We start from the raw sequence: 21823 nt of genomic DNA on the forward strand, positions 1-21823 counted from the left end.
GGCCGGGCGGCTCAGCGCGGCACGAGCCCGGTGAGCCGCGCCGTCAGCCGCTCGACGGGACCCGCACCGAGGAACCGCCACCACAGCACGGCGGCCGCGCACAGCCCGAGCACGAGGGCGAGAGCGGCGAGCGGAGTGTCGGCGGAGTAGCCGAGGCCCGCCCGCGCGAGCGCCGCGACGAGAGCCACCTGCAGCACGTAGACCGAGAGCGCCAGCGTGCCGATCGCGCGGAGCGGCACCAGCAGCCGCTGGACAGCGGTGGAGCGCGACGTTGTCGGCAGCACCACCGCGACGTAGGCCAGGAGCACGAGCCCGAGGTCGTGCAGGGTGTCCGGGAGGCTGCCGGAGGGCGACTCCACGCCGAGCAGGAGCGCGACCAGCGGCCGCACCGGGTACGCGACGACCGCGACCGCCGCGAGCACCGGCAGCAGCCGGTCGCGCTGCGCGCCGTGCCGCAGTAGCAGGGCTCCGAGGAGGAAGAAGGGGAGCAGGTTGGTCGCGCGGTAGCTCGGCCCGGTGAAGAGCCAGAGGGCGAGCGGAGAGCCGGATGCGGCGGCGGCGACCGCGGCGTTCACGGGCCCCGCGGCGAGCGCGAGCACAGCGGCCAGCGCGGCGATCGTCCGGGAGCGGAGGAGCAGCAGCGGCGTGCCGAGCACGAGCACGACGCCGAGGTACTGCAGCACGATCGCGATCCAGCTGCCCCAGGTCTCGAGCCAGACGCCGAGCGCCACGAGCACCGCGCCGCGGATCGCGTTCCGCAGCAGCACCCGCCCGGGGGAGGCACCGGGCCGCGCGAGCACCAGGGCCGCCGACATCCCCATCACCAGCGCGAACAGCGGTGACGCGAGATCGTTGACGTTCCACGCCAGGAACCCGACCACTCCCGTGCGCGCGCTCGGCACGAGCGGCATCGCGTGCGCGACGAGCATGGCCGCCACCGCCACTCCGCGCAGCACGTCGGGGGCGACCAGTCGGTCGTGCCGGAGTCGCGGAGCCGTCGCAGTCATCCCGCGAGAGTAGGCGCGCCCCCGCCGCCGCGCCCCGCGCGAGCGCACCTCGCGCCACCGGCCGCCCGCCGGGCCGTCGGCCGGGCCGTCGGCCGGGGCGCCACCCGCTCCGCCGACGTGCGCTGCTGTCCGCTCCCCTCCGTCGGCCGGGGCCTCCGGCCGCCCGCTCCCAGCCGTCGCTGACCGGCCGCGGCGCCGCCCGCCCCGCCGACGGGCGCTGCTGTCCGCTCCCCTCCGTCGGCCCGGCCTCCGGCCGCCCGCTCCGATCCGTCGCTGACGGCCCGTTCCGTCCTCCCGCACGGGCCGTTCGTGACGGATCGACGCCCGGCGCCCTCCGGCAGGCCCGCGCTCGCTCCGCATGCGGCGCCCAGTCGCGCCCGGCCCGCTCCGATCCGTCGCTGACGGCCCGTCCTGCGCTCCTCCGCAGGCCGTGAGCGACGGATCAGCGCCCGCCCGCGCCGCCGCCTCGCGCGGATCCCCGCCGCAATGCCCCGTCCGTGCCTCCGGCCTGCTCCGATGCGTCGCGAACGGCTCCTTCCGTCCTCCCGAAGCGACCGTTCGTGACCCTTCGACGCGCGCTCGTCCGCACGCGCGCTCGCGCCGCCGCCTCGCGCTCGGCACCGCCGCCTCGCGCTCGGCACCGCCGCCTCGCGCTCGGCACCGCCGCGACGTCCCGGCCTCGCATCGGCCTGCTCCGATGCGTCACGAACGGCTCCTTCCTGCCTCCCGAAGCGACCGATCGTGACCCCTCGGCGCCCGCCCGCGAGCGGCCTATACTCGGCCCGCACCGAGCACGACCGGGCATGCTGGGCGGATGACCGACGCCGCCCCGTCCCCCGACCGCCCGCGCCGCGCCCGCAGCCAGCACGTGCTCACCGTGCTGCGGACCGAGCGCCTCACCGGTCACCTGGTCCGCGTGCACCTCGGCGGCGACGGGCTCGACGCGTTCCTCGCCGAGTCCGACCCCGAGCGCCTCGCCGCGACCGACCGCTACGTGAAGCTCCTGCTCCCGCCGCGCGGCTCCGACCTCCAGCCGCCCTTCGACCTCGACGCGCTCCGGGCGAGCGTCGCCCCCGAGCAGCTGCCCGTGCGCCGCACCTACACCGTCCGCTCGGTCGACCTCGAGCGGCGCTCGATCGCCGTCGACTTCGTCGTGCATGGCGACGAAGGGGTGGCGGGACCGTGGGCGCTCGCCGCGGCTCCCGGCGACCGGATCGCGCTCTCCGCGCCCGGTGGCGCCTGGTCGCCGAGCGCCGACCCCGAGGCCGTGCACCTGCTGCTCGGCGACGACTCCGCTCTGCCGGCGATCGCCTCCGCCCTCGAGGGGATGTCCGCGCACGCGCGCGGCCTGGTCCTGATCGAGGTGGACTCGGCCGCCGACGAGCTCGCGCTTCCCGCTCCGGCCGGAGTGGAGGTGCGCTGGCTGCACCGCGGCGGTCTCGAGGCCGGCCGGGCGCTGGTCGCGGCCGTCCGGGCCGAGCGGAGGCCCGAGGGCGTGCTCGAGGTCTTCGCGCACGGCGAGCGCACCGCGATGAAGCAGCTGCGCGCCCTCCTGCAGGACGAGTGGGGCGTGGAGCGCCGGGCGCTCTCGCTCTCGGCCTACTGGGCTCTCGGCCGCGCCGAGGACCGCTTCCAGGCCGAGAAGCGCGAGCCGGTCGGCGCGATCTTCGCCGACTGACGCGGGAGCGCACTCCGTCCGCACACCTCCGGGAAGGGACCAGCCTCGGACCCACCTCTACTCCGGTCCCCACGACCGGACCGTCCGATGGCGGTCCGGCCCTGCGAGCCTCGCGCCCGCCGCCCCCGCCGTTCTGCGGGCTGCTCGACCGACACGATGAGGAGAGCCCCTGTGGGAGTGCTGATCTTCGGCGCCTGGCGGCGCCGGATCGAGTTCGAGGACCGGACGCTCGCGCACGTGCGGATCGCGGTGCGCGCGCGGATGGAGCAGGGGCAGTCGTTCCGCTTGACCTGGAGGACGCTGCAGGAGTCGGAGCCGCGCTCGCACGCGATCCTCGTGCAGCCGAACGCGGTGCTGGAGTACCGCTTCGACCATCCCCGTTTGCACGCCGTGAACCGCCTCTGGCTGCGCGAGCTCCTCACCCCCGCGTCCGGGCGCGACATGGTCGTCGCCGCTGAGCCCGAGCAGGCGCCGCTCCTCGGTGACGACCGTCCGTCCCCGGTTCCCGAGGGAGGGCTCGCGGCCTAGTCGGAGCGGAGCCCCTCACTGCCGAGCGAGGCCGACCGGGAGCCCGCCCGCGAGGGCGGCGGCGGATCCGAAGAGCAGCGCCCCCACCCCGCCCAGGGCGGTGGCGACGACGGTGTTCAGCACGGCTCCGACGAGCGCGAAGCCCAGCACGTTCGGCAGCGAGAGGATCGCGTCGAGGTCGATCTGATCGCCGACGACCTGCCCGAGGAGCGTGTCGGCCTGGGTGAAGAGGTCCGAGTGCACGAGCAGCGGATGGGCGACCAGGACGGCGACGAGGCCGAGTATCGCGAGCGCGAGGCCGAGCAGGAACGAGAGCTTCACGGCCGACCAGAAGTCGACGTGCACGAGCGCGAGGCGGAGCGGAGCCTGATCGCCGGCCGGCTTCCCGGAGCCGGTCATCGGGCGTCAGCGGCGCGCTGGACGACGTCGACGACGACGAGGGCTGAGGCGGCGGCGGAAGCGAGGGCGCGGTTCACGAAGGTCTCCTGGGGCGGGACGGGCGCCGGGAGCAGAGGCTCGGCGGCGTTCTGCCAGAGTCCCGGGCCGGAGGAGTCCGGTGCGTCGTCCGGGAGTCGCGTCCGGTGCGCCTCGGGGATGACCGCGCGTCCGCTGCTCCCTCCGACAGCCCGCCACCCGCCGAGGGCCCCTCCTCTCCGGCGTGCGGTCGATGCGGATCGCCGCCTGCCGCTCGCAGGACCTCCCCCGCGCGGTGGATCCTGCCCGGACACGGAGCGCCGCGCAGGACGCCGCGGCCACCGCCCCAGCGGGACTCCCGCCGACACGGATGTTGCATCGCCGCCGCAGCCGGACATGTACCTGTGACTCCGCGAAAGGGGAACCATGAGCATCCGCTCCCGAGACGACTTCTCCGAGCTGTACCGCGCCCACTTCGACGACCTGCTCCGCTTCGTCCGCCGCCGCGCTCCCGCCGCGACGGTCGACGACATCGTCGGCGAGACCTTCCTCGCCGCCTGGCGTCGCCGGCAGGACCTGCCGGAGAACGTGCGGCCCTGGCTGTTCGGCACCGCCCGGCACGCGATCCTCAACGCCGCCCGCGGCGAGAACCGCCGGCAGGCGCTGGCCGTGCGGATCGGGACCCTCGCCGCGGAGGAGCAGGCCGACCCGTCGGTCGGCGACCGCCTCGACCTGGAGAGCGCGTGGAAGCGGCTGCCCCTCGCCGAGCAGGAGGCTCTGGCCCTCCACGTGTGGGAGGACCTCCCGCAGGCCGAGGCGGCGCAGGTGCTCGGCTGCTCCCGGGCCGCCTACGCGATGCGGCTCACCCGCGCGAAGCGGCGGCTGGCGGCGCTGCTCGCCCCCCTCGACTCCACCATCCTCTCCGGCACGGCAGAACGGACCCTCTCATGACCGACCAGCTCCTCGACCTGCTCCGCGCGCACGACGCCGAGCCCCGCACCTCCCTCACCGCTGCCGAGGCCGCACGTCGGGACGCGCTCCTCGGCGAGATCCTGGTCAGCGAGGACGCGGCCGCTCCCCGTTTCTTCCGCCCCCGCGACTGGGCCGTCGCCGGCGCGGCGACCGTGCTCCTGGCCGCCGCAGCCGCAGCCGCGGTGGTCGTCGTGGTCCCGGGTCTCATCCCCGGCACCGGCTCCGTCGGGCTGAACCGCGCGGTGCTCGCCTCCTGGACCGCGATCCCCGAGCGCATCCTGCCGAGCTCCGAGCTCGGGCAGTCGGCGACGCAGTGGTGCGCGACGAACCTGCAGAGCCCCAACGGCGAGGCCGGGCCGGCGGAGGTCTCGCACCTCGACGCGCGCGGCGACGCCGCCTCGATGATCTACCGCTTCGACGACTCCCTCTACTACTGCCTCAGCGCCGGGAACGGCGCGGGGATGTGGGAGGTGGCGGACGCCGCACCGATCGGCCCCCTCGCCGCGGACGCCGTCCAGCTCAGCTCGGCCGGCACCTTCGGAGAGGGGGACGCCGCTCTGATCTACGCGGTCGGCTTCGCGGGCGCGGACGTGGAATCGGTGGTGCTGAACGAGGCCGGCGTCGAGCCGGTCGTCGCGACCCTCGAGGGCGGCTCCTGGACCGCCTGGTGGCCCTCGTCCGACGGTCTCGCCGCCGGGCCCGCCGGCACGGTCACGATCACCACCCGGGACGGCTCGAGCCGCGAGGTCTCCGTCGACTCCCTCTACCGCCCGTGAGCGGGTCGCGGCACTCCCGTTCGGACGGGCCGGAGCAGGAGGGGACGGGTGCGCGTGTCCTGTCCACGCGCTTCACCGACGTCCACTACCTCGACGAGGGACCGGTGGACGGCACTCCGCTCGTGCTCGTGCACGGCTTCCCCGACATCCCCGCCACCTGGGACGGCGTCCTGGAGCTGCTTCCCCCCGGGCTCCGGGTGGTGCGCCCCTTCCTGCGCACCCGCGCCTCCCGTGACGCGCTAGAGCGTCTGCGGCCGCGGACGGTCCGTGCCCACCCCGCGGACGCTCCTGCTGGAGGCCGCGAGGAGCGAGGCGACGAGGACGACCGCGGCGCAGCCGAGCAGGGTGCGGTCGAGCCCGACGAGGTCGGCGAGCGGGCCCACGAGCGCCTCCCCGAGCGGCACGGCGAGGAAGGAGCCGACCATGTCGTAGGAGTAGACCCGGGCGAGCGCCTCGCGGGGGACGTGGGTCTGCAGCGTCTGGTCCCAGGCGATGGCGAAGATCTCGAGCGCGACTCCGCCGAGGGCGAAGGCGAGGAGGAGGGCGGGGAGCGCCGGGAGGATCCCGAGGGCGGCGACCGGGACGGCCGTCACCGCCATGAGGGCGACGCCCGCCCCGAGCGCCCGGCGGGGCCGCCAGCGCAGCGCGATCACGGCCCCGATCACCAGGCCGACGGTCTGCGCGGCGATCACGAGTCCCCATGCCGCTCGGCCGAAGGACCGGTCGGCGACGACCGGGCCGAGGACCGTGGTCGCGCCGACGAACGCGGCGTTGACGGCGGTGAACTGCGCCACGACGATCCACACCCAGCGCCGGCTCGTGAACTCCCGCCACCCCTCGCGGAGGTCGGCGAGGACGGAGGCGCCCGGGCCCGAGCGGACCGTCCGCGGCAGCCGCATATGGGAGTAGAGGACCGCGGCCAGGGCGAAGCCCGCGGCGTCGACCGCCAGCCCCCACCCGGGACCCACCAGTGCGACGAGCGCGGCCCCGCCCGAGGCGCCGACGATGCTCCCGGCGTTCAGGCCCAGGCGGAGCAGGGCGTTGGCCGGGCGGAGCTCGCCGACCGGCACCGTCTCGGGGACGAGGGCGGCCGCGGCGGGCAGGCTCATCGCCGCGACGGCGCCGTTGAGCACGCTGAGCACGACCAGGGCCGCGACGGTCGCTGTCCCCGTGATCACCGTCACGGCGACCGCGGCCTGAGTGGCCGCCGCCGCGAGCGAGGTGCCGACGAGGATCACGGAGCGGGGGAGCCGGTCGGCGAGGACGCCGCCGAGCAGCAGGACGGCGACGTTGGCGAGGGAGCGCGCGGCGACGACGAGTCCGAGGTCCGTCGGCGAGCCCGTCAGGTCCAGCACGGCGAAGGCCAGGGCGATCGGAGCGACGGCGTTGCCGAGGACCCCGGTCGTGCGGGCGGCGAGGAGCCAGCGGAAGGGGCCGTGCGCGAGAGGACCGTGCGCCAGCGGCCCGCGCCCGTCGCGGGTCACGGCCGGCGGAGCGGGAACACGGCGGTCGTCATCGACACCGGCGAGGTACCGGGCGTCCTCGGCGGCCGGGCCGCCGCGTGCAGCAGCGCGGACGCCTCCCCGACGTGCCGCACCACCCGCCGCCAGACCTCGGGGTCGACCCAGAGCTCCGCGTCCGTCGAGAGCTGAGGACCGTCCGCCCGGCTCGACGAGCGCCGCCGGAGCTCCTCGATCAGGGCCTCGAGGTGCAGGTCCCGCTCCTCCTCCGGCCCGGCGTCCACTGACGCGGTCACGTCGAAGGGCCTTCCGGAGGCCTCGTGCCGGTACCTCTTCGCCTCGCCGCCCCGCAGGCGCACGGTCTCGACGACGGCCACGAGCCCGGCGCGCTCCAGCACGCGGAAGTGGTAGCTCGCCGTCGCCTGCGACAGCTGCAGCTCGCGGGCGGCCTCCGCGGCGCTCATCGCCGCTCCCGTCACCAGGGACAGCAGGCGGAGGCGGATCGGATGCGCGGTGGCGCGCAGCTCGTCGAGAGAGGACATGCGGCCATGGTGACCGGCGGCTCCCGCACCGTCAAACAGGGCTTTGGGGGTGGGGCGGCGCTCACCGGGCCGCTCCGGTGCACATCGGGCGGCGCTCGCCGGGCCGCTCTGACGAGCGATCCGGAGGGCCCACCGCTCTCCCCAGCGATCAGGGAGCGGGGCCCGGAGTCGTCCTCCGGGCCCCGTCGCTCAGACCTGGGCGGTGCCGCTGTCCTCGACCGGGCCGGACGCGTCCGACTCCTCGGTGATCTCGGTGTCGGTCTCGTCGGCGCGGTCGCGGAGCGCGTCGGCCATCGCGCCGGCGCCCTCGGCTCCGTGGTCGTGCTCGACCTGGTCGATCAGGCCGCCGAGCTTCTCGTCGTTGCTGGCGTCCTCGGCTCCGTCCATCACGGGGCTGTTCTGCTCGTTGTCGCTCATGGCGCTCCTCCTGGGTCGACCGGCCTCTGCGCCGGTGGTCCGACGCTACGCGCGCGGCCCGTGCGGTGCAGGTGATCGACGGGAATCGGCCGGTCCGCTATCGGGGTGCCGAGCGACGTTCCCGGCCATCCCCGAATCGAGCGGATATCGCTTTCCACCCTACGGAGAAGTGAGCGGATATCGCCTGTCGAATGAGCCCCTATCGCTTTCCGGCGAGGTGAACAGTTCTCTCAGAGAAGTGCCCCTCGGAGACCCTCCCTGCTATGATCGGGCGACTTCTGCACCAGGGACCGGGGGGTCGTTCTCGGCGGACGATCGATCATCCACACGCCTGTTATCTCGATCATCACCAGTGAAGGCGCGTATGGCTTCGTATCTCTTCGTCTGCTCCGGCGGCGGGCATCTCAAGGAGATGTTCGCGCTCTCGGGGCTCCTCGGAGTCGACCCGGAGGAGCAGCACTGGGCGACCGTCGACAGCGCCCTCAGCCGCACCCTCCTCGCCGACCGGCGCGTGACCCACCTCGCCGATCCGCCGCCCCGCGCCGTGGTGCCGGTGCTCCGCAACGCGATGATCGGCCGCTCCCTGCTGGCCCGCGGGTCCTTCGACGCCGTCTTCAGCACCGGCGCCAGCCCCGCCCTCTCCTTCCTGCCGCTCGCGGCCTCGCGCGGCATCCCCGCGCACTACATCGAGAGCGCCGCCCGCGTGCTCGGCCCGTCGATGACCGGTCGGATCCTCGCCCGGGTCCCCGCCGTCTCGACCTACACCCAGTACCGCTCCTGGGCCGACGACCGCTGGAGCTTCGGCGGCTCGATCTTCGACACCTACCGCGTCGAGGACGTCGTCCCGCAGCCGATCCGCCGCGCCGTGGTCTCGGTCGGCACGCAGGACGGCTACCCGTTCCCCCGCTTCTTCGCCGCGCTCGCGCCGCTGCTCGAGGGCGTGGAGGTGCTCTGGCAGACCGGAGCGAACGACGTCTCCGGGCTCGGGATCGACGGCCGCCACTCCGTGCCGCACGACGAGCTCAACGCCGCGATGAAGGCGGCCGACGTCGTCATCGCGCACGGGGGAGTGGGCACCGCGCTCAGCGCCATCGAGCAGGGCCGGGTGCCGATCCTGGTCCCGCGCCGCGCCTCGTTCGGCGAGCACGTCGACGACCACCAGGTGCAGATCGCCACGCGCCTGGCCGACTCCGGCCTCGCGGTCACCGTCGACATCGAGGGCCTCTCCCGCGAGACGCTCGAACTCGCCGCGGCGAGGCGGGTCGTCTCCGCCGATTCCGCCGTGCCCTTCGTGGTGCACGAGACGGCCGAGAAGTCCTCGAGCCTCTCCCGCCGACTCTTCCCCTCCTCCCGCTGATCCCCGCCCGAGCGACCAGACGTGATGAGAACGACATCCACGCGTCATCCGCGGCCCGTACACTCTCGAATGGGTTGGGGGGCCGGACGTCACTTCATGTGCGTCGAATTCGGAATGGTCGGCCGACTCGACACTGATGGCGAAAGCTCCGAAGGATTCTCGATATGACTGACACCCCGCGCGGCCTCTCGCGCCGCCTCCTGCTCGCCGCCTCCGCTGTCGGAGCCGCCGCGACCGCCTCCGCTCTCGTAGCGACCCCGGCGCTCGCCGCGCCGAACTACAGCGTGATCCCGAAGCTTCCGGGCGAGGTCTCGCGCCTCGACACCGCGTTCTCGAAGAACGGCAGGAAGCCTTACGAGATCATCGATGTGAAGATCGGCAGCGACTCCACCCGCCTCTTCGTCCCGCACTCGGCGAAGCCGAAATCAGGCTCCTCGGTGCCGGTCGCCTGGTTCTACCACGCCAGCGGCAGCGACTACACGTCGCTCTACTTCGCCTACAGGTACTCGGCCGATCCACTCGTCGATCTGGGCTTCGTCAGCATCTGCCCGAACTTCGGCGGCCCGAGCAACTACACCAACCCCACGGCGCTCGCCGTGCAGACGGCCGCCACGGCCTGGGTGCAGAACCTCTGGGACGTCCGCGCGAGCTTCCTCCGCTCGAACTCCGGCGGCGGAGCGATGATGTGCTGGGCCTACGCGAAGAAGATGGTGCCGAACATCTACGGGGCGTACCACGCCAGCAGCGTCTTCGACGTCGAGGACCTCGCGGCGCGCGATACCAGTCCGTCGAACCGCGTTCTCGCCGTGTACGGGGGAGACCGGGCGCTGATGCGCGCGACCAACCCCGCCCGGCTGCCGCAGGACGCGTGGAAGGGCATGCGTCTGCGCGTCAGCGCCGGCACGGCCGACCAGCTCGCTCCCGCCGAGCTCCACGGCGGACGCCTGCGTCGCCTGGCGCTCCCCGTCGCCAGGGAGGCGACGATCGCGTACCACAGCGGCGCCGAATTCGATAATGGTCACGTCGTACCGGAGTTCACCAACAAGGACTCGGTCGCGACCTTCCGCCGCTGGCTTCAGGAGGGCCCCGCCTGATCCGCGGCAGGACCGACGCGACCCCTCCTCCCCGGGGGTCGGCGCCAGGGTCGAGCAGTGGAGGAGGAGGGCACGGCATCGCAGGCGTCCCAGCCGCCGAGAGGCGGCTCGCGAGGGCATCGCGATCCTCATCGAGGCCGACGGGACCACTCCCGTGAGCGCCGCACCGCCCGCCCCCTCCTCCACCACTCCGCTCCGACGCCAGAAGGACTCCCTGACGTGATCGACATCCTCCCGCGACGACTCCTCGTCGGCGCGCTCTTCTCGGTCGCCCTGGTGATCGTCCTCGGGATGGGGTACATCTTCTCGACCCGGGAGCCGGCCACCGGCCTCCTGGTGATCGCCGCCGGAGTCGGCGGCATCGTCGGCGCCTACGTGCTGCTGCGGGTCCCCGCGCACTGGCTGCCGGCGATGGCGCTCGCGTTCTTCGCGCTCGTCCCGACGCCGCTCACCCCCTCGACCCTGACGTTCCGCATGACGCTCTGGGCCGTCATCCTCGTGATCTGGGCGATCCGGCGCGGGCTCGCTCCCGAGCTGTGGCGCGCCCCCGTCAAGGCGTGGACCCGCGAGCTCGTGCTCTCCCCGTGGCGGGCCGTGGTGATCCTCGCGTTCATCGCCCTCATGCTCTGGTCCGCCGTGGCGACGGTGCGCAGCTCCTACGCGACCGAGGGCGTCTCGTGGATGTTCAGCTTCGCGATCTGCGTGGGCGTGCCGATGCTCGTCTTCGACGCCCAGCGCGAGGCCGTGCTGCTGCGCAAGACGTGGGTGATCCTCTCGGGGCTGCTCGCCCTCTACGCCGCCCTCGAGCTGGTCGCGCAGAGCTCCCCGATCCTCGGTGCCGTCTACGGCGCCCTCGGCTACGAGCAGGACCAGCACTGGTCGCTCTACCGCGCCGAGATCACCTTCGGCCACCCGCTGCTCGCCGGCACCTTCCTCACGGTGGGCGCCGGTCTCGCGTTCGGCTCCTGGCTCCAGGGCTCCCGCAAGTCGGACCTGCTGCTGGGCATCCTGGCCTCGGGCGGCGTCGTCGCGACCGTCTCGCGCGGACCGATGGCGGCCATCGCCGTCGCAGTCATCGTCGCGCTCGTCGCCGTGGGCTTCCTCAACCCGAACCGCTCGCTGCTCCGGCCCGGCTCGATCCTGATCGCCGGGCTCGTCGCGGGTGTCGGAGTCCTGAACTTCGAGCCCGTCACCGCCCGCAACAACAACCTCGACGCCTCCATCTCGGCCGGCGCCCGCGACCTCGCGGTGACCGTGTCGCTGAAGGCGGCCGAGCTCACGCACTGGCTCGGCTCCGGAGCGGCGACGTCCGGCATCAGCGGCAGGCGGTTCTCGGACGTCGTCATCGAGAACTCGTTCCTGCAGCTGCTGATCAGCGTCGGCATCCCCGGCCTGCTGCTCTTCGTGATCATGGTGGCCGCGATGTTCGGCGCCACGCTCAGCCGTCGCGACGTCGGCCCCGCGGCCGGCCTGCTCGGCTTCATGGTCTGCCTCGCCGGCTACAACGCCATCGACGCGGTCCGCCCCAGCCACCTGCTCCTGGGCTTCCTCGTCATCATCTGCCTGAACCCGGTGCACGTCCCCGACTTCTCCAAGGGCATCCGGATGCGCCAGCCCCTCGGGGCGAGGATCTTCGACGCGCCGATGGCCGTCGGGATGCGGGGCGAGCGATGAGCCGCCTCGCCCGCAGGAACGACTCGTCGCCGGCCGCGCTCGTCGTCCAGCAGTCGCTCGCGCCGCCGGACTCGACCACGCAGTACGTCGACTCGATCGTCGACGGCCTGGCGCCCGGCGTCGAGCTGCTGTTCTTCTCCTGGCGCAGCGCCCTGCTCGCCGACTACGACGTGCTGCACGTGCACTGGCCCGAGCTGATGATCCGCGGCCGCAGCCCGCTGCACCGCTTCCTGCGCCGCCGCGCCCTCGACGTGCTGCTGGTGCGCCTCGCGCTCCAGCGCATCCCGCTCGTGCGGACGGTGCACAACCTGCACCCGCACGAGCTCGGTCCCGCCGCCGAGCGCCGCTCGCTGGCCCGGGTCGACCGCGCGACCGACCTGTTCGTCCGCCTGAACCCGACGACCGTCGCTCCCGGCCGGGCGCCCGCCGTCACCGTGCTGCACGGCCACTACCGCGACCAGTTCGCGCAGCACCCGCTGCCCGAGCGCGAGCACGGCCGCGTCCTCTACTTCGGCATCATCCGCCCGTACAAGGGCGTCGTCGAGCTGATGGACGTGTTCCGCGGCGTGGAGGACGACTCCCTCTCCCTGCACGTGGTCGGCAGCCCCAGCACGGGCCAGCGCGAGCTGGTCGAGGAGCGGGCCGCCCGCGACACCCGGGTGCGCACCACGCTCCGCCGGGTCGACGACGCCGAGATGGTCGACGAGATCGGCCGGGCCGAGCTGATCGTCCTTCCCTACCGCGAGATGCACAACTCCGGCTCGATCCTGGTCGCCCTGTCGCTCGGCCGGCCGATCCTGGTGCCTCGCACGCCCACCAACACGGCCCTGGCCGAGGAGGTCGGCAGCGACTGGGTGATCGAGTACGACGGCGAGCTCACCCCCGAGCTGATCACCGCCGCTCTCGAGCGCACGCGCACCCGGCCGCCGGAGGGGCTCCCCGCCCTCTCCGGACGGGACTGGGACGTGCTCGGACTCCAGCTCAAGAAGGCCTACGAGGGCGCGATCGCCACCAAGAAGGGCTCGACCCGATGACCGGGACCACGCAGAAGCCGTCACCGAGCCTCAGCCGCTCGGCGAGCCGCGGCGCCGCCGTCACCATCGGCGGGCAGGCGATCCGCATCGCCGTCCAGCTGGGCGGCATCGTCATCCTCGCGCGCCTGCTCTCGCCGGCCGACTACGGCCTGCTCGCGATGGTCACGGCGATCATCGGCATCGGCGAGATCTTCCGCGACTTCGGCCTCTCCTCCGCCGCCATCCAGGCGAAGGAGATCACGCCGGGCCAGAAGAGCAACCTGTTCTGGATGAACTCGGGCATCGGCCTCACCCTCACCCTGGTGGTCATCGCGGCCTCCTGGCCGATCGCCGCCCTCTACGGCGACGACCGGCTCCAGCTGCTGACCGTCGTGCTCTCCTCGACGTTCCTCCTCAACGGAATCTCGACGCAGTTCCGCGCCGACCTCGCCCGTCACCTCCGCTTCGTGAAGATCACCCTGGTCGACATCGTCGCCCAGGTGCTGGGCCTCGTGGTCGGCGTGCTGATGGCGCTCGGCGGCGCCGGCTACTGGGCGCTGGCCGGGAGCCAGATCGTGCAGCCGCTCATCAGCGTGCTGATGCTGGTCTTCATCACGGGCTGGCGTCCCGGCCGCTACCGCCGCGGCGAGGCGATGGGCCACTTCCTCCGCTACGGAGGCGGGGTCTTCGCGACCCAGGCGCTGACCTACGTGAGCAAGAACGTCGACTCCGTCATCATCGGCGCGCGCTTCGGCCCGGTCGACCTCGGCCTCTACAACCGCGCGTTCCAGCTGATGATGCTGCCGCTGCAGCAGTTGAACTCTCCGGTGCAGCGCGTGGCACTGCCCGTGCTGTCCAAGCTGCAGGACGAGCGCGAGCGGTTCCGCACGTTCATCCTCTTCGGCCAGTCGGCGATGCTGACGGCGATGGGCCTCGTGCTCGCCGTCCTCGGCTCCCAGTCCGACTCGGTCATCCGGATCCTGGTGGGGGAGCGCTGGCTCGCCTCGGTCCCGATCTTCCAGATCCTGCTCGTGGCCGGGTTCTTCCAGGCCACGGCGTACTGCTCCAACTGGGTGTTCCTCGCCAAGGGTCTCGTGCGCCAGAGCGTCTGGTACAGCCTGGCGACCCGCCCGCTGATGGTCGTCCTGATCCTGCTCGGCTCCAACTGGGGAGTGACGGGCGTCGCGGTCGCGTACGCCGGCTCGCTCGCCCTCACCTGGCCGACCGCGCTGATCTGGATCGGCCGCACCTCCGATGCCCCCGTCCGCGAGATGTTCACCAACGGCCTCCGCAGCGGCATCACGTTCGGATCGATCACGGTGGGCGCCTACTTCTCCACCGTCTGGATCGCCGCCGACCAGCCCGTCCTCCGCCTCCTCCTGGGCGGCGCCGCCGTCCTGGTCGGGGTCGGGCTCTGGATGCTGATCCTCCCCGCGTTCCGCCGCCAGATCCTCAGCCTCGCCGACCTGCGCCGCCACTTCCGCCGCAGCCGCCCGGCCGCCGCTCCGGCCCCGGCCACGGTCGACGCCATCAGCCCCACCGGCGACAGCGCGCTGGTCGACGGAGCCGTCACGGCCGGCATCCCCGACTCCGAGCGGCCTCCCGCCGCCGTTCCTCCCACCGAAAGAGATCGATGAAACTCAAGCTCGGCGTCGTCAAGTCCTGGAAGAAGGACTTCGTCACGACGACCCGCCTGCCCGCCCGACGCGACGCGGCGGTGCTCCGCGCCGCCCTCGCGGACCTCCGACCCGAGCCCGAGTCTCACCTCGTGATCGCCGCTCCCGGCAGCGGCAACATCGGCGACCAGGCCATGCTGGAGGCGTTCCTCGAGAACACCACCGGCCCCGTCGTGGTCGTCCAGCGCTACGCCGGCGACGTCGTGATCCCCGAGGAGCAGGCCGACCGGGTCGAGGTCGTCCCGCTCCCGCACCTGGTCTACGGAGTGGGCGACGCGCACGCCGCCGATCTCCGCGCCTACGCCGCGCTGATCCGCCGCGCGCGCTCGGTCTCGGTCGTCGGCGCCGACATGATGGACGGCAAGTACAGCCTCCGCGGCTCGGTCCGCCGCTCCCTGCTCGCGCAGGCCGCCGCCGAGGCAGGGGTGCCCACGCGCGTCCTCGGCTTCTCCTGGAACGCGGCGGCCCGCCTCGCCGCCCGCCGCTCCCTGATCGCCGCCTCCCGCGCCGGCGTCGTCCCGATGCTCCGCGACCCGCTCTCGGCGGAGCGCGCCCGGAGCATCGGCGTGCAGCGCGTCGAGGAGGTCACCGACATCGTCTTCTCGGCGCGCACCCGCGACCGCAGCTTCCGCGAGGGGCTGGGACTGCCCGAGGGCGTCCCCTTCGCGCTCGTGAACGCGAGCGCCCTCGTCGCCGGCATGGTCGACCAGGTGCCGGAGTACGAGCGCATCGTCGACCGCCTGCGCGCGGCCGGCGTTCACGTCGTGCTCCTCCCGCACGTCTCCCGCCCCATCGGCGACGACAAGGTGGCCGTCCGCGCGGTCGCCGAGCGCGTGGGAACCGAGGGCGTCACCGTCGTCGACCGCGTGCTCATGCCCGCCGAGATCCGCGGCCTCGCCGAGGACGCCCTGCTGACCGTCACCGGGCGGATGCACCTCGCGATCATGTCGCTCTCGCTCGGCGTCCCCGCGATCACCCTCGCCACCCAGGGCAAGGTCGAGGGCATCATGCGCCTCATCGGCCTGCCGCAGCTGTGCGTCGAGCCGGTCCCCGGCTTCGCCGACCGCGTCCTCCCGGTGATCGACCGCATCCTCGCGGAGCCGGGCGACGGCGGCGTGCGCGCCACCATCGACTCGGCCATGCCCGAGGTGCGCCGCCTCTCGGCGCTCAACACCCGCGGCCTCGGCGCGGAGGTCGTGCGATGAGCGCGGCGCAGGAGAAGGGACCGCGCATGCGGATCATGTTCGTCGTCACGTCGCTGCACGGCGGCGGGGCCGAGTTCGTCGCCCGCACCTGGATGGGCTGGCTCCTCGAGCAGGGCCACCACGTCGACGTCGTCACCACGTCGGTGAAGGGCACCGACGAGTACCTCCCCGAGGGCGCGGTGCTGCACCGCATCGGCGAGGGCAAGGGCCACGTCGGCAAGGCGCGGATGCTCAAGGAGCTGTTCCGCCGCCGCACCCCCGATGTCGCGGTCGCCCTGCAGGGCTACCCGAACATCGTGCTCCTGGCCTCGGCGGAGATGACCGCGAAGGCGGACCGCCCGAAGACCATCGTGAGCGAGCGCAACCTCGTCTCGCTCGGCATCCCGGGCTTCTCGAGGACCCAGAAGGTGCAGCTCGGGCTCGCCAAGACGCTCTACCGCCGCGCCGACCACGTCATTGCGATCTCGCACCCCGTCGCAGGCGAGCTCGTCGCCGGCTTCGGCGTCTCGGGCGAGCGCTGCACCGTCGTGCCGAACCCGGCGACCGCCAAGGTCGACCGCTCCCGCCAGGTCTCGCGCACCCCCGGCACCGCGGCGGGCCTGCAGATCGTGCTGCCCTGCCGCCTCGTCGTCCAGAAGCGCCCCGAGCTCGCGATCCTCGCGGCCGAGGAGCTGGAGCGCCGCGGCATCCCCGCGAAGGTCGTCTCCTTCGGCGGCGGCCCGCTGCTCGGCAGCATGAAGGCGGAGGCGACCGCGCGCGGCGTGGACTTCCAGGACATGGGCTGGGTCGAGGACTGGTTCCACCACTTCGACGAGAACGCCGTCGTGCTGCTCCCGTCGCTGCGCGAGGGCTTCGGCAACGTGCTGGTCGAGGCGGCCGCCGCCGGCGTCCCCTCGGTCGCCGTGTCCGGGGCGCTCGGAGTCGCGGACGCGATCGTCCCCGGCCTGACCGGCGAGCTCGCGCTCACCCCCTCCGCCTCCGACCTCGCCGACGCGCTGATCCGCGCGAGCGAGCTCGAGATCACCGGCATCGACCGCTGGCTCGACCGCTTCTCGCTGGAGTCCAGCGGCCGCGACCTCGAGACGGTGCTCCGCCGGGTCGTGGGGCAGAAGTGACCCTCGTCTCGGTGGTGGTCCCGGCGCACCAGGAGGAGGCGCACCTCGCCTCCGCCCTGGAGCGCCTGCTGCGGCAGACCCACGCCGAGCTCGAGATCCTCGTGGTCGACGACGCCTCGACCGACGGGACCGAGGCGATCGGCCGCGCGTTCGCCGAGGAGCACGAGCGGATCCGCTACCTGCGCCAGGACGAGAACCAGGGCGTCGCCGCCGCTCGCGAGCGCGCCGTCGGCGAGGCCGCCGGCGAGTGGGTCTGGCTGGTCGACGCCGACGACGAGTGGCCGGAGACCGCGGTCGAGGCCATGCTCGCGGCGGGGGAGGCGGGCCGCGCCGACGTGGTGGTCGCCCAGGCGGTCACGGTCGACGCCACCGGATCCACGCCCGTCGGCTCCCTGCGCGGCCCGCTCGCGCTCTCGGGCCGGGGCGCCTTCACCGCGCTCCTGGTCGGGGAGCTGACCGGGCACCTCTGGAACAAGCTGTTCCGCCGCGAGCTCTTCGACGGCATCGACTTCACGCGGATCCGCCAGCACTCGGACCAGGCGCAGGTCGCGCAGCTGCTCGCCGCGGCCGACGAGGTCGTCGTCGTCCCCGACTCCGTCTACGAGTACCGCCTCCGCTCCGGCTCGATCATCCGCTCGGGCGCGAAGCGCGCCGACTCGCTCGCCGGGCTCGCCGCTGTGATCGAGCGGACGGCCCGCGGGCTCGACCCGCGCCTCCTCGACTCGCAGGACTACTCCTACTACCGCGCGCGCTTCTCCCTGCTCTCCCGCTTCAAGGACGCCACCTCGGGCGCGCACAGCCCCGAGGAGGCCGACCGGCTCTGGCGGGCCGCGCACGACGAGGCGGGGCTCCGGCACCTGGTCGCGCTCGTGCGCCGGCGCGACCTGAAGCGCTCCGTCCTCTTCGGGCTCGCCGCCGCGGCGCCCGCGCTCTACCGTGCGGCGATGAGCGCCGGGAACGGACGCCGGTGACCGTCGTCTCCTCGGTGAGCGGAGAGGCCGGAGTGCGCTTCCCGGCAATCGAGTCCTCGTCACTATTCCGACGAATGTGCGGCGCAGACGGTACACCCTTAGTCTTGATCCTCGGTCGCATTCTGCGACCGAGCCTGCGTCCTTCTCTGAGCCTTGTTCACCTCGGATGGAATTCACGAGCGGTACGACCGGGCACAAGGGGGAGAGAATGAAGCTGCTGAAGCCTGCGGGCGGGGCCCGCCGCGAATGGGTGGATTTCGCCAAGGGTGCCGCCATCCTGATGGTCGTGTACTACCACACGTCGTTGTACCTCGGCGACATCGGGGTCGAGAACACTCTCGGCCGCATCAAGGTCGTGTTCGAGCTCTTCCCGATGCCCCTCTTCTTCCTGGTGTCCGGCCTCTTCGGCTCGCGCATCCGCACCTGGAGCTTCCCCGACCTCTGGCGTCGCAGGCTTTACCCGCTGCTCTGGCTCTACGTGGTCTGGTCCGTGATCCGCATGGCCTTCTACCTGGTCGTGCCGCTCGCGAACGGCGGACTCGGCGAGCTCCCCGCGACCGACCCGCTCAACCTGCTCCTGCTGTTCTTCTGGCCCAGCAGCAGCTACTGGTTCATCTACGGCCTCGTCCTCTTCACGCTCGGCGCGTGGCTCCTGCGCAAGGTCGACCACCGTGTGCAGGTCGCCCTCGCCGCGGTGATGGGGACGATGTTCACCACCGGTCTCCTCAACACGACCAACGTGGGCTGGAATCGCATCGGCGCCCTGTTCGTCTTCTTCCTGGTGGGCACGCTCTACTCGAAGAGGATCATCGACTTCGTCGAGCAGAAGGGGAGCCGCGCGTTCCTCTACGTCACTCCGGTCTTCGTCGTGCTGAGCGCGGTGCTCTTCCTCTTCCCGATCCGCTGGGTTCCGTTCCTCGCCCTCGCCGGCCAGATGGCCGCCGTCGCGATGGGCATCCTCGTGTCGCGGGCCCTCTCCCGAGTGCGATTCCTGAACTTCTTCACGATCTGCGGCGAGCGCAGCCTGCACATCTACCTGCTGCACCTCTACTTCATCGTGATCGCCATCACGATCCTGCGGGTGATCCTCCCCGAGGACCGCTCCGAGATCGGCGGCTTCGAGGTGCCGCTGCTGCTGGTCGTGATGGTGCTCGCGGTCGTCCTCTCGCTCTTCGTGACCCGCTACCTCTCGAAGGTCAAGTGGATCTACGTCCCCCCGGCCGCCCTCGGCGGCCCCGGCAAGCGGCGCAAGCCCGTGCCCGTCCCTGCGCGCGGCCCCGGAGTCGTCTCCGATCCCGTCGCGGTCCCGGCCGATGAGCCCGGCACCTCCCCCAGTTACGAGAAGAAGAGAGCGGAGTCCCACGAGTGAAGACGACACGAGCACGCAGAGCCGGAGTCCTGGCGGCCGTCGTGGCCGTCGCCCTCGGGCTGGCCGGCTGCTCCTCGCAGCCCGAGCCCGTCCGCACGCCCGACGGCTTCACGACGGAGAAGGCGATCGAGTACCGCTCGGTCGACGGCGTCTCGCTGAAGGCCGACGCCTGCCTCCCCACCGCGGGCGGCACCGACCGCCCCGCGCTGCTGATGCTGCACGGCGGAGGGTTCGTCGACGGCGCCCGCGACGAGGGCGGGATGACCGAGCTCTGCGAGTACTACGCCGAGCGCGGCTTCGTCTCGGTCTCCGTCGACTACCGCCTCCTCCAGGACAGCCGGTACCCCGGGCAGATCGAGGACGCGCAGGCCGCCGTGGAGTGGCTGCGCGAGCCCGCGCAGGTCACGCGCTTCGGCCTCGACCCCGCCCGCATCGGCGTGATGGGCAGCTCCGCCGGAGCGATCATCGGAGCGACCATGGGCACGCTCGGCGAGGGCTCCCTCACCGAGGGCTCGCGGGTCAAGACGGTCGTCGCCTTCTCGGCGGTCGCCGACATGACCGAGACCGGGATGTCGCTGGGCACGCCGGTGCCCGAGGCGAAGGAGCAGATCCTCTCCTACCTGGACTGCGACGAGATCGACTCGACGACCTGCCCGCAGAGCATCCCCGCGTCGCCGATCACCTCGGTCGACTCCACGGACGCCCCGCAGATCTGGCTGACCTCCGAGGACGAGCTCGTCCCGGTCGAGCAGGCCGACGCGATGCAGGTCGCCCTGCAGGACGCCGGAGTGGCGTCCGAGGTCGGCGTGGACGGCTCCGGCCACCACGGGCTCCAGAACAACACCCCGAACAACAAGAAGGCGATCCTCGCCTTCCTGCAGGCACACCTCTGATCCACCGCTCCCGCGCGAAACCTCGCGGCCGGTTCCGCGCAACGCGGACGACACATCACGACGCTACAGTCAGACCCCCTGCACTCCGGTGCAGTCGACGAAAGGGACACCACACACCATGACCTTGAACGGACTGTTCGCCGGCATCGGCCGGAGGTGGGTCTACATCGTCGCCTTCGCTCTGCTCGGCGCCGTGGCGGCCCTGGTACTCAACGCCGTCCTCCTCCCGCAGTACAAGGCGGACGCACGCGTGTACGTCGCGGTCTCCTCGTCCGGAGTCCTCTCGACCGCGGACCGGGTCGCGGCCAACAGCGCCGCCTCCCAGGCCACGGTCACCTCCGTCGCCCTCGGCACCTCGGACACCGTCCTGCAGGGCGTCATCGACGGCCTCGGCATCGACGAGCCCATCGAGGACTTCGCCAAGCGCGTGACCGTCCTCGCCGAGCCGGAGTCCGTGGTCATCACGATCTCGGCCACCGACCCCTCGCCCGAGCAGGCCGCGGTCATCGCGAACGCGATCGCCGCCCAGCTCGACGCGGCCGTGAAGGGCGCCGATCCGGCGACCACCACGAACGGCGTCGCCGTCCCGCAGATCCAGCTCCAGGTGCTCAGCCAGGCGCTCCCGCCGGAGCTGCCGGTCACCGGTGGCATCCTCGTCCTGCTCGCGCTCGGCATCCTCGGCGGCGCCGTGGTCGGCGTGGGAGTGGCGATCGTGATGACCGCCCTCGACCGCCGCCTCCGCAGCGGCGACGACGTCCGCTCCGCGATCGACCGGCCGCTGCTGGGCATCGTCCCGGTCAAGGCCACCAAGCTCGACGAGATGCTGAACTCGACCGAGATCCCGGCCCGCTACTCGGCCGTGGCGTTCGAGCTCTCCGCCATCGCGCGCACCCGCTCGTACTCCTCCTTCGCGATCGCCCCGGCGTCCGAGAAGACCCCGCACACCGCCAGCGCGGTGCTGCTCGCCAAGGCGCTGGCCGTGCTCGGCTCGTCCGTCGTGATCGTGGACGGCACCGCCGAGGGCTCGGCTCTCGCTTCCGCCTCGGGCGGACGCCCGGGCCTGCGCGAGGTGCTCGCCGGAGCCGCCTCGCTCGACGACGCGATCATCAAGCGCTCGACCGACCGCGTCGACCTGCTCCCCGCGGGCGGCGCCCAGGCCGGCACGCCGATGCCGACCGACGCCCTCCGCGCGCTGGTCGAGGAGCTCGAGAAGGTCTACGACATCGTCCTGATCGTCACCGGCACCCTCGGCGCGACCGAGCAGTCGCCGACCTTCCGCGGCGTGGCCGACGGCGCCGTCCTCGTCCTGATCGAGGGCAGGGTCGACTCGCCCCAGGCCGCCGCCGACGTGCACTGGATCGAGACCGCCGGCACCCCCGTGGTCGGCGCGGTCGTCCTGGCCCGCCACAAGCTGCAGAAGGCCCCCGCGATCGTCTGATCGCGTCCTCGCACGCTGCGGAAGAGCGCACCCCGGCCCCGGCCGCGGTGCGCTCTTCTGCGTCCGGGGACTGCGCCGCTTGTCCGGGGCAGGCCCGTGCGGGCTCTGCGAGGCCTGGCCGGCGCGTCCGTCCTCCAAGCCTCTCCAACGCCCGCCGTGGCCGGACCGGACCCTTCTCCGTCCCCTGCGAGCCCGCTCACCCCGCGAGTCCTCACGAGTCGCGG

Annotated in this window: 20 protein-coding genes; 15 read left to right on the plus strand and 5 right to left on the minus strand. The window is 72.9% G+C overall.

What is annotated here, in order from left to right; genetic code table 11:
* Positions 1 to 11: 11 nt before the first annotated feature.
* A complete protein-coding gene (locus tag C5C99_RS08615; protein WP_104339932.1) occupies positions 12 to 1007 on the minus strand; it encodes a DUF418 domain-containing protein in 996 nt (331 codons plus the stop codon).
* A gap of 814 nt (positions 1008 to 1821) precedes the next feature.
* Between C5C99_RS08615 and C5C99_RS08620 the strand changes: the two genes are divergently transcribed.
* Both C5C99_RS08620 and C5C99_RS08625 read left to right on the plus strand, forming a co-directional pair.
* Positions 1822 to 2685 carry a siderophore-interacting protein gene (locus C5C99_RS08620; RefSeq protein ID WP_104339933.1) on the plus strand — a complete coding sequence of 288 codons (864 nt, stop codon included), beginning with the start codon at positions 1822 to 1824 and terminating at the stop codon, positions 2683 to 2685.
* Between the two features lie 156 nt (positions 2686 to 2841).
* Positions 2842 to 3213: a hypothetical protein gene (locus tag C5C99_RS08625; RefSeq protein ID WP_146085485.1), complete on the plus strand. Its 372-nt coding sequence runs from the start codon at positions 2842 to 2844 to the stop codon at positions 3211 to 3213.
* Positions 3214 to 3228: 15 nt separating this feature from the next.
* Here C5C99_RS08625 and C5C99_RS08630 read toward each other — a convergent pair whose 3' ends face one another.
* On the minus strand, positions 3229 to 3612 hold the full coding sequence (locus C5C99_RS08630; RefSeq protein WP_104269484.1) for a DUF3566 domain-containing protein: 384 nt from the start codon (positions 3610 to 3612) through the stop codon (positions 3229 to 3231).
* A gap of 441 nt (positions 3613 to 4053) precedes the next feature.
* On the opposite strand from C5C99_RS08630, the gene C5C99_RS08635 reads away from it, so the two are divergent.
* Both C5C99_RS08635 and C5C99_RS17110 read left to right on the plus strand, forming a co-directional pair.
* Positions 4054 to 4578, plus strand: coding sequence for an RNA polymerase sigma factor (locus tag C5C99_RS08635; RefSeq protein WP_104339935.1), 525 nt, complete (start codon positions 4054 to 4056; stop codon positions 4576 to 4578).
* The gene (locus C5C99_RS17110) at positions 4575 to 5375 is read left to right on the plus strand and encodes a hypothetical protein (protein WP_181074568.1); all 801 of its coding nucleotides are present in this window, start codon (positions 4575 to 4577) and stop codon (positions 5373 to 5375) included. Before C5C99_RS08635 ends, C5C99_RS17110 begins: the two co-directional genes overlap by 4 nt.
* Before the next feature lie 239 nt (positions 5376 to 5614).
* Here C5C99_RS17110 and C5C99_RS08645 read toward each other — a convergent pair whose 3' ends face one another.
* The 3 genes from C5C99_RS08645 to C5C99_RS08655 all read right to left on the minus strand — a co-directional run bounded on the left by C5C99_RS08645 (position 5615) and on the right by C5C99_RS08655 (position 7794).
* A complete protein-coding gene (locus tag C5C99_RS08645; RefSeq protein WP_258063670.1) occupies positions 5615 to 6859 on the minus strand; it encodes an MFS transporter in 1245 nt (414 codons plus the stop codon).
* Positions 6856 to 7377, minus strand: a complete 522-nt coding sequence (locus C5C99_RS08650; protein ID WP_104339936.1) for a helix-turn-helix domain-containing protein — start codon at positions 7375 to 7377, stop codon at positions 6856 to 6858. The genes C5C99_RS08645 and C5C99_RS08650 overlap by 4 nt, the downstream gene beginning before the upstream one ends.
* Before the next feature lie 189 nt (positions 7378 to 7566).
* Positions 7567 to 7794: a hypothetical protein gene (locus tag C5C99_RS08655; RefSeq protein ID WP_104222474.1), complete on the minus strand. Its 228-nt coding sequence runs from the start codon at positions 7792 to 7794 to the stop codon at positions 7567 to 7569.
* 364 nt (positions 7795 to 8158) lie between these two features.
* Here C5C99_RS08655 and C5C99_RS08660 point away from each other — a divergent pair, with 364 nt between their 5' ends.
* The 11 genes from C5C99_RS08660 (at position 8159) to C5C99_RS08710 (ending at position 21599) form a co-directional block, all read left to right on the plus strand.
* The gene (locus C5C99_RS08660) at positions 8159 to 9151 is read left to right on the plus strand and encodes a glycosyltransferase (RefSeq protein WP_104324895.1); all 993 of its coding nucleotides are present in this window, start codon (positions 8159 to 8161) and stop codon (positions 9149 to 9151) included.
* A 164-nt stretch (positions 9152 to 9315) separates the two neighbouring features.
* Positions 9316 to 10245, plus strand: a complete 930-nt coding sequence (locus C5C99_RS08665) for a S9 family peptidase (protein WP_104339938.1) — start codon at positions 9316 to 9318, stop codon at positions 10243 to 10245.
* A gap of 219 nt (positions 10246 to 10464) precedes the next feature.
* Positions 10465 to 11919 (plus strand): O-antigen ligase, encoded by a 1455-nt coding sequence (locus C5C99_RS08670; protein ID WP_104317926.1) that lies wholly within the window; start codon positions 10465 to 10467, stop codon positions 11917 to 11919.
* A complete protein-coding gene (locus C5C99_RS08675; protein ID WP_104226616.1) occupies positions 11916 to 12953 on the plus strand; it encodes a glycosyltransferase in 1038 nt (345 codons plus the stop codon). Before C5C99_RS08670 ends, C5C99_RS08675 begins: the two co-directional genes overlap by 4 nt.
* Entirely contained in the window at positions 12950 to 14569 is a 1620-nt protein-coding gene (locus tag C5C99_RS08680; protein ID WP_104288121.1) for a lipopolysaccharide biosynthesis protein, read from the plus strand. The genes C5C99_RS08675 and C5C99_RS08680 overlap by 4 nt, the downstream gene beginning before the upstream one ends.
* Positions 14566 to 15813, plus strand: coding sequence for a polysaccharide pyruvyl transferase family protein (locus C5C99_RS08685; protein ID WP_104339939.1), 1248 nt, complete (start codon positions 14566 to 14568; stop codon positions 15811 to 15813). The genes C5C99_RS08680 and C5C99_RS08685 overlap by 4 nt, the downstream gene beginning before the upstream one ends.
* A complete protein-coding gene (locus tag C5C99_RS08690; protein WP_104222481.1) occupies positions 15810 to 16928 on the plus strand; it encodes a glycosyltransferase in 1119 nt (372 codons plus the stop codon). Before C5C99_RS08685 ends, C5C99_RS08690 begins: the two co-directional genes overlap by 4 nt.
* Complete coding sequence (locus C5C99_RS08695) at positions 16925 to 17899, plus strand: glycosyltransferase family 2 protein (RefSeq protein WP_104339940.1); 975 nt, start codon at positions 16925 to 16927, stop codon at positions 17897 to 17899. Before C5C99_RS08690 ends, C5C99_RS08695 begins: the two co-directional genes overlap by 4 nt.
* Positions 17900 to 18107: 208 nt before the next feature.
* Complete coding sequence (locus tag C5C99_RS08700; protein ID WP_181074569.1) at positions 18108 to 19268, plus strand: acyltransferase family protein; 1161 nt, start codon at positions 18108 to 18110, stop codon at positions 19266 to 19268.
* On the plus strand, positions 19265 to 20161 hold the full coding sequence (locus C5C99_RS08705) for an alpha/beta hydrolase (RefSeq protein ID WP_104247646.1): 897 nt from the start codon (positions 19265 to 19267) through the stop codon (positions 20159 to 20161). The genes C5C99_RS08700 and C5C99_RS08705 overlap by 4 nt, the downstream gene beginning before the upstream one ends.
* A gap of 118 nt (positions 20162 to 20279) precedes the next feature.
* Positions 20280 to 21599 (plus strand): Wzz/FepE/Etk N-terminal domain-containing protein, encoded by a 1320-nt coding sequence (locus tag C5C99_RS08710; RefSeq protein ID WP_104335822.1) that lies wholly within the window; start codon positions 20280 to 20282, stop codon positions 21597 to 21599.
* The last annotated feature ends 224 nt before the right edge of the window (positions 21600 to 21823 follow it).

Source organism: Rathayibacter sp. AY1C4 (assembly GCF_002932195.1).
GTDB lineage: Bacteria > Actinomycetota > Actinomycetes > Actinomycetales > Microbacteriaceae > Rathayibacter.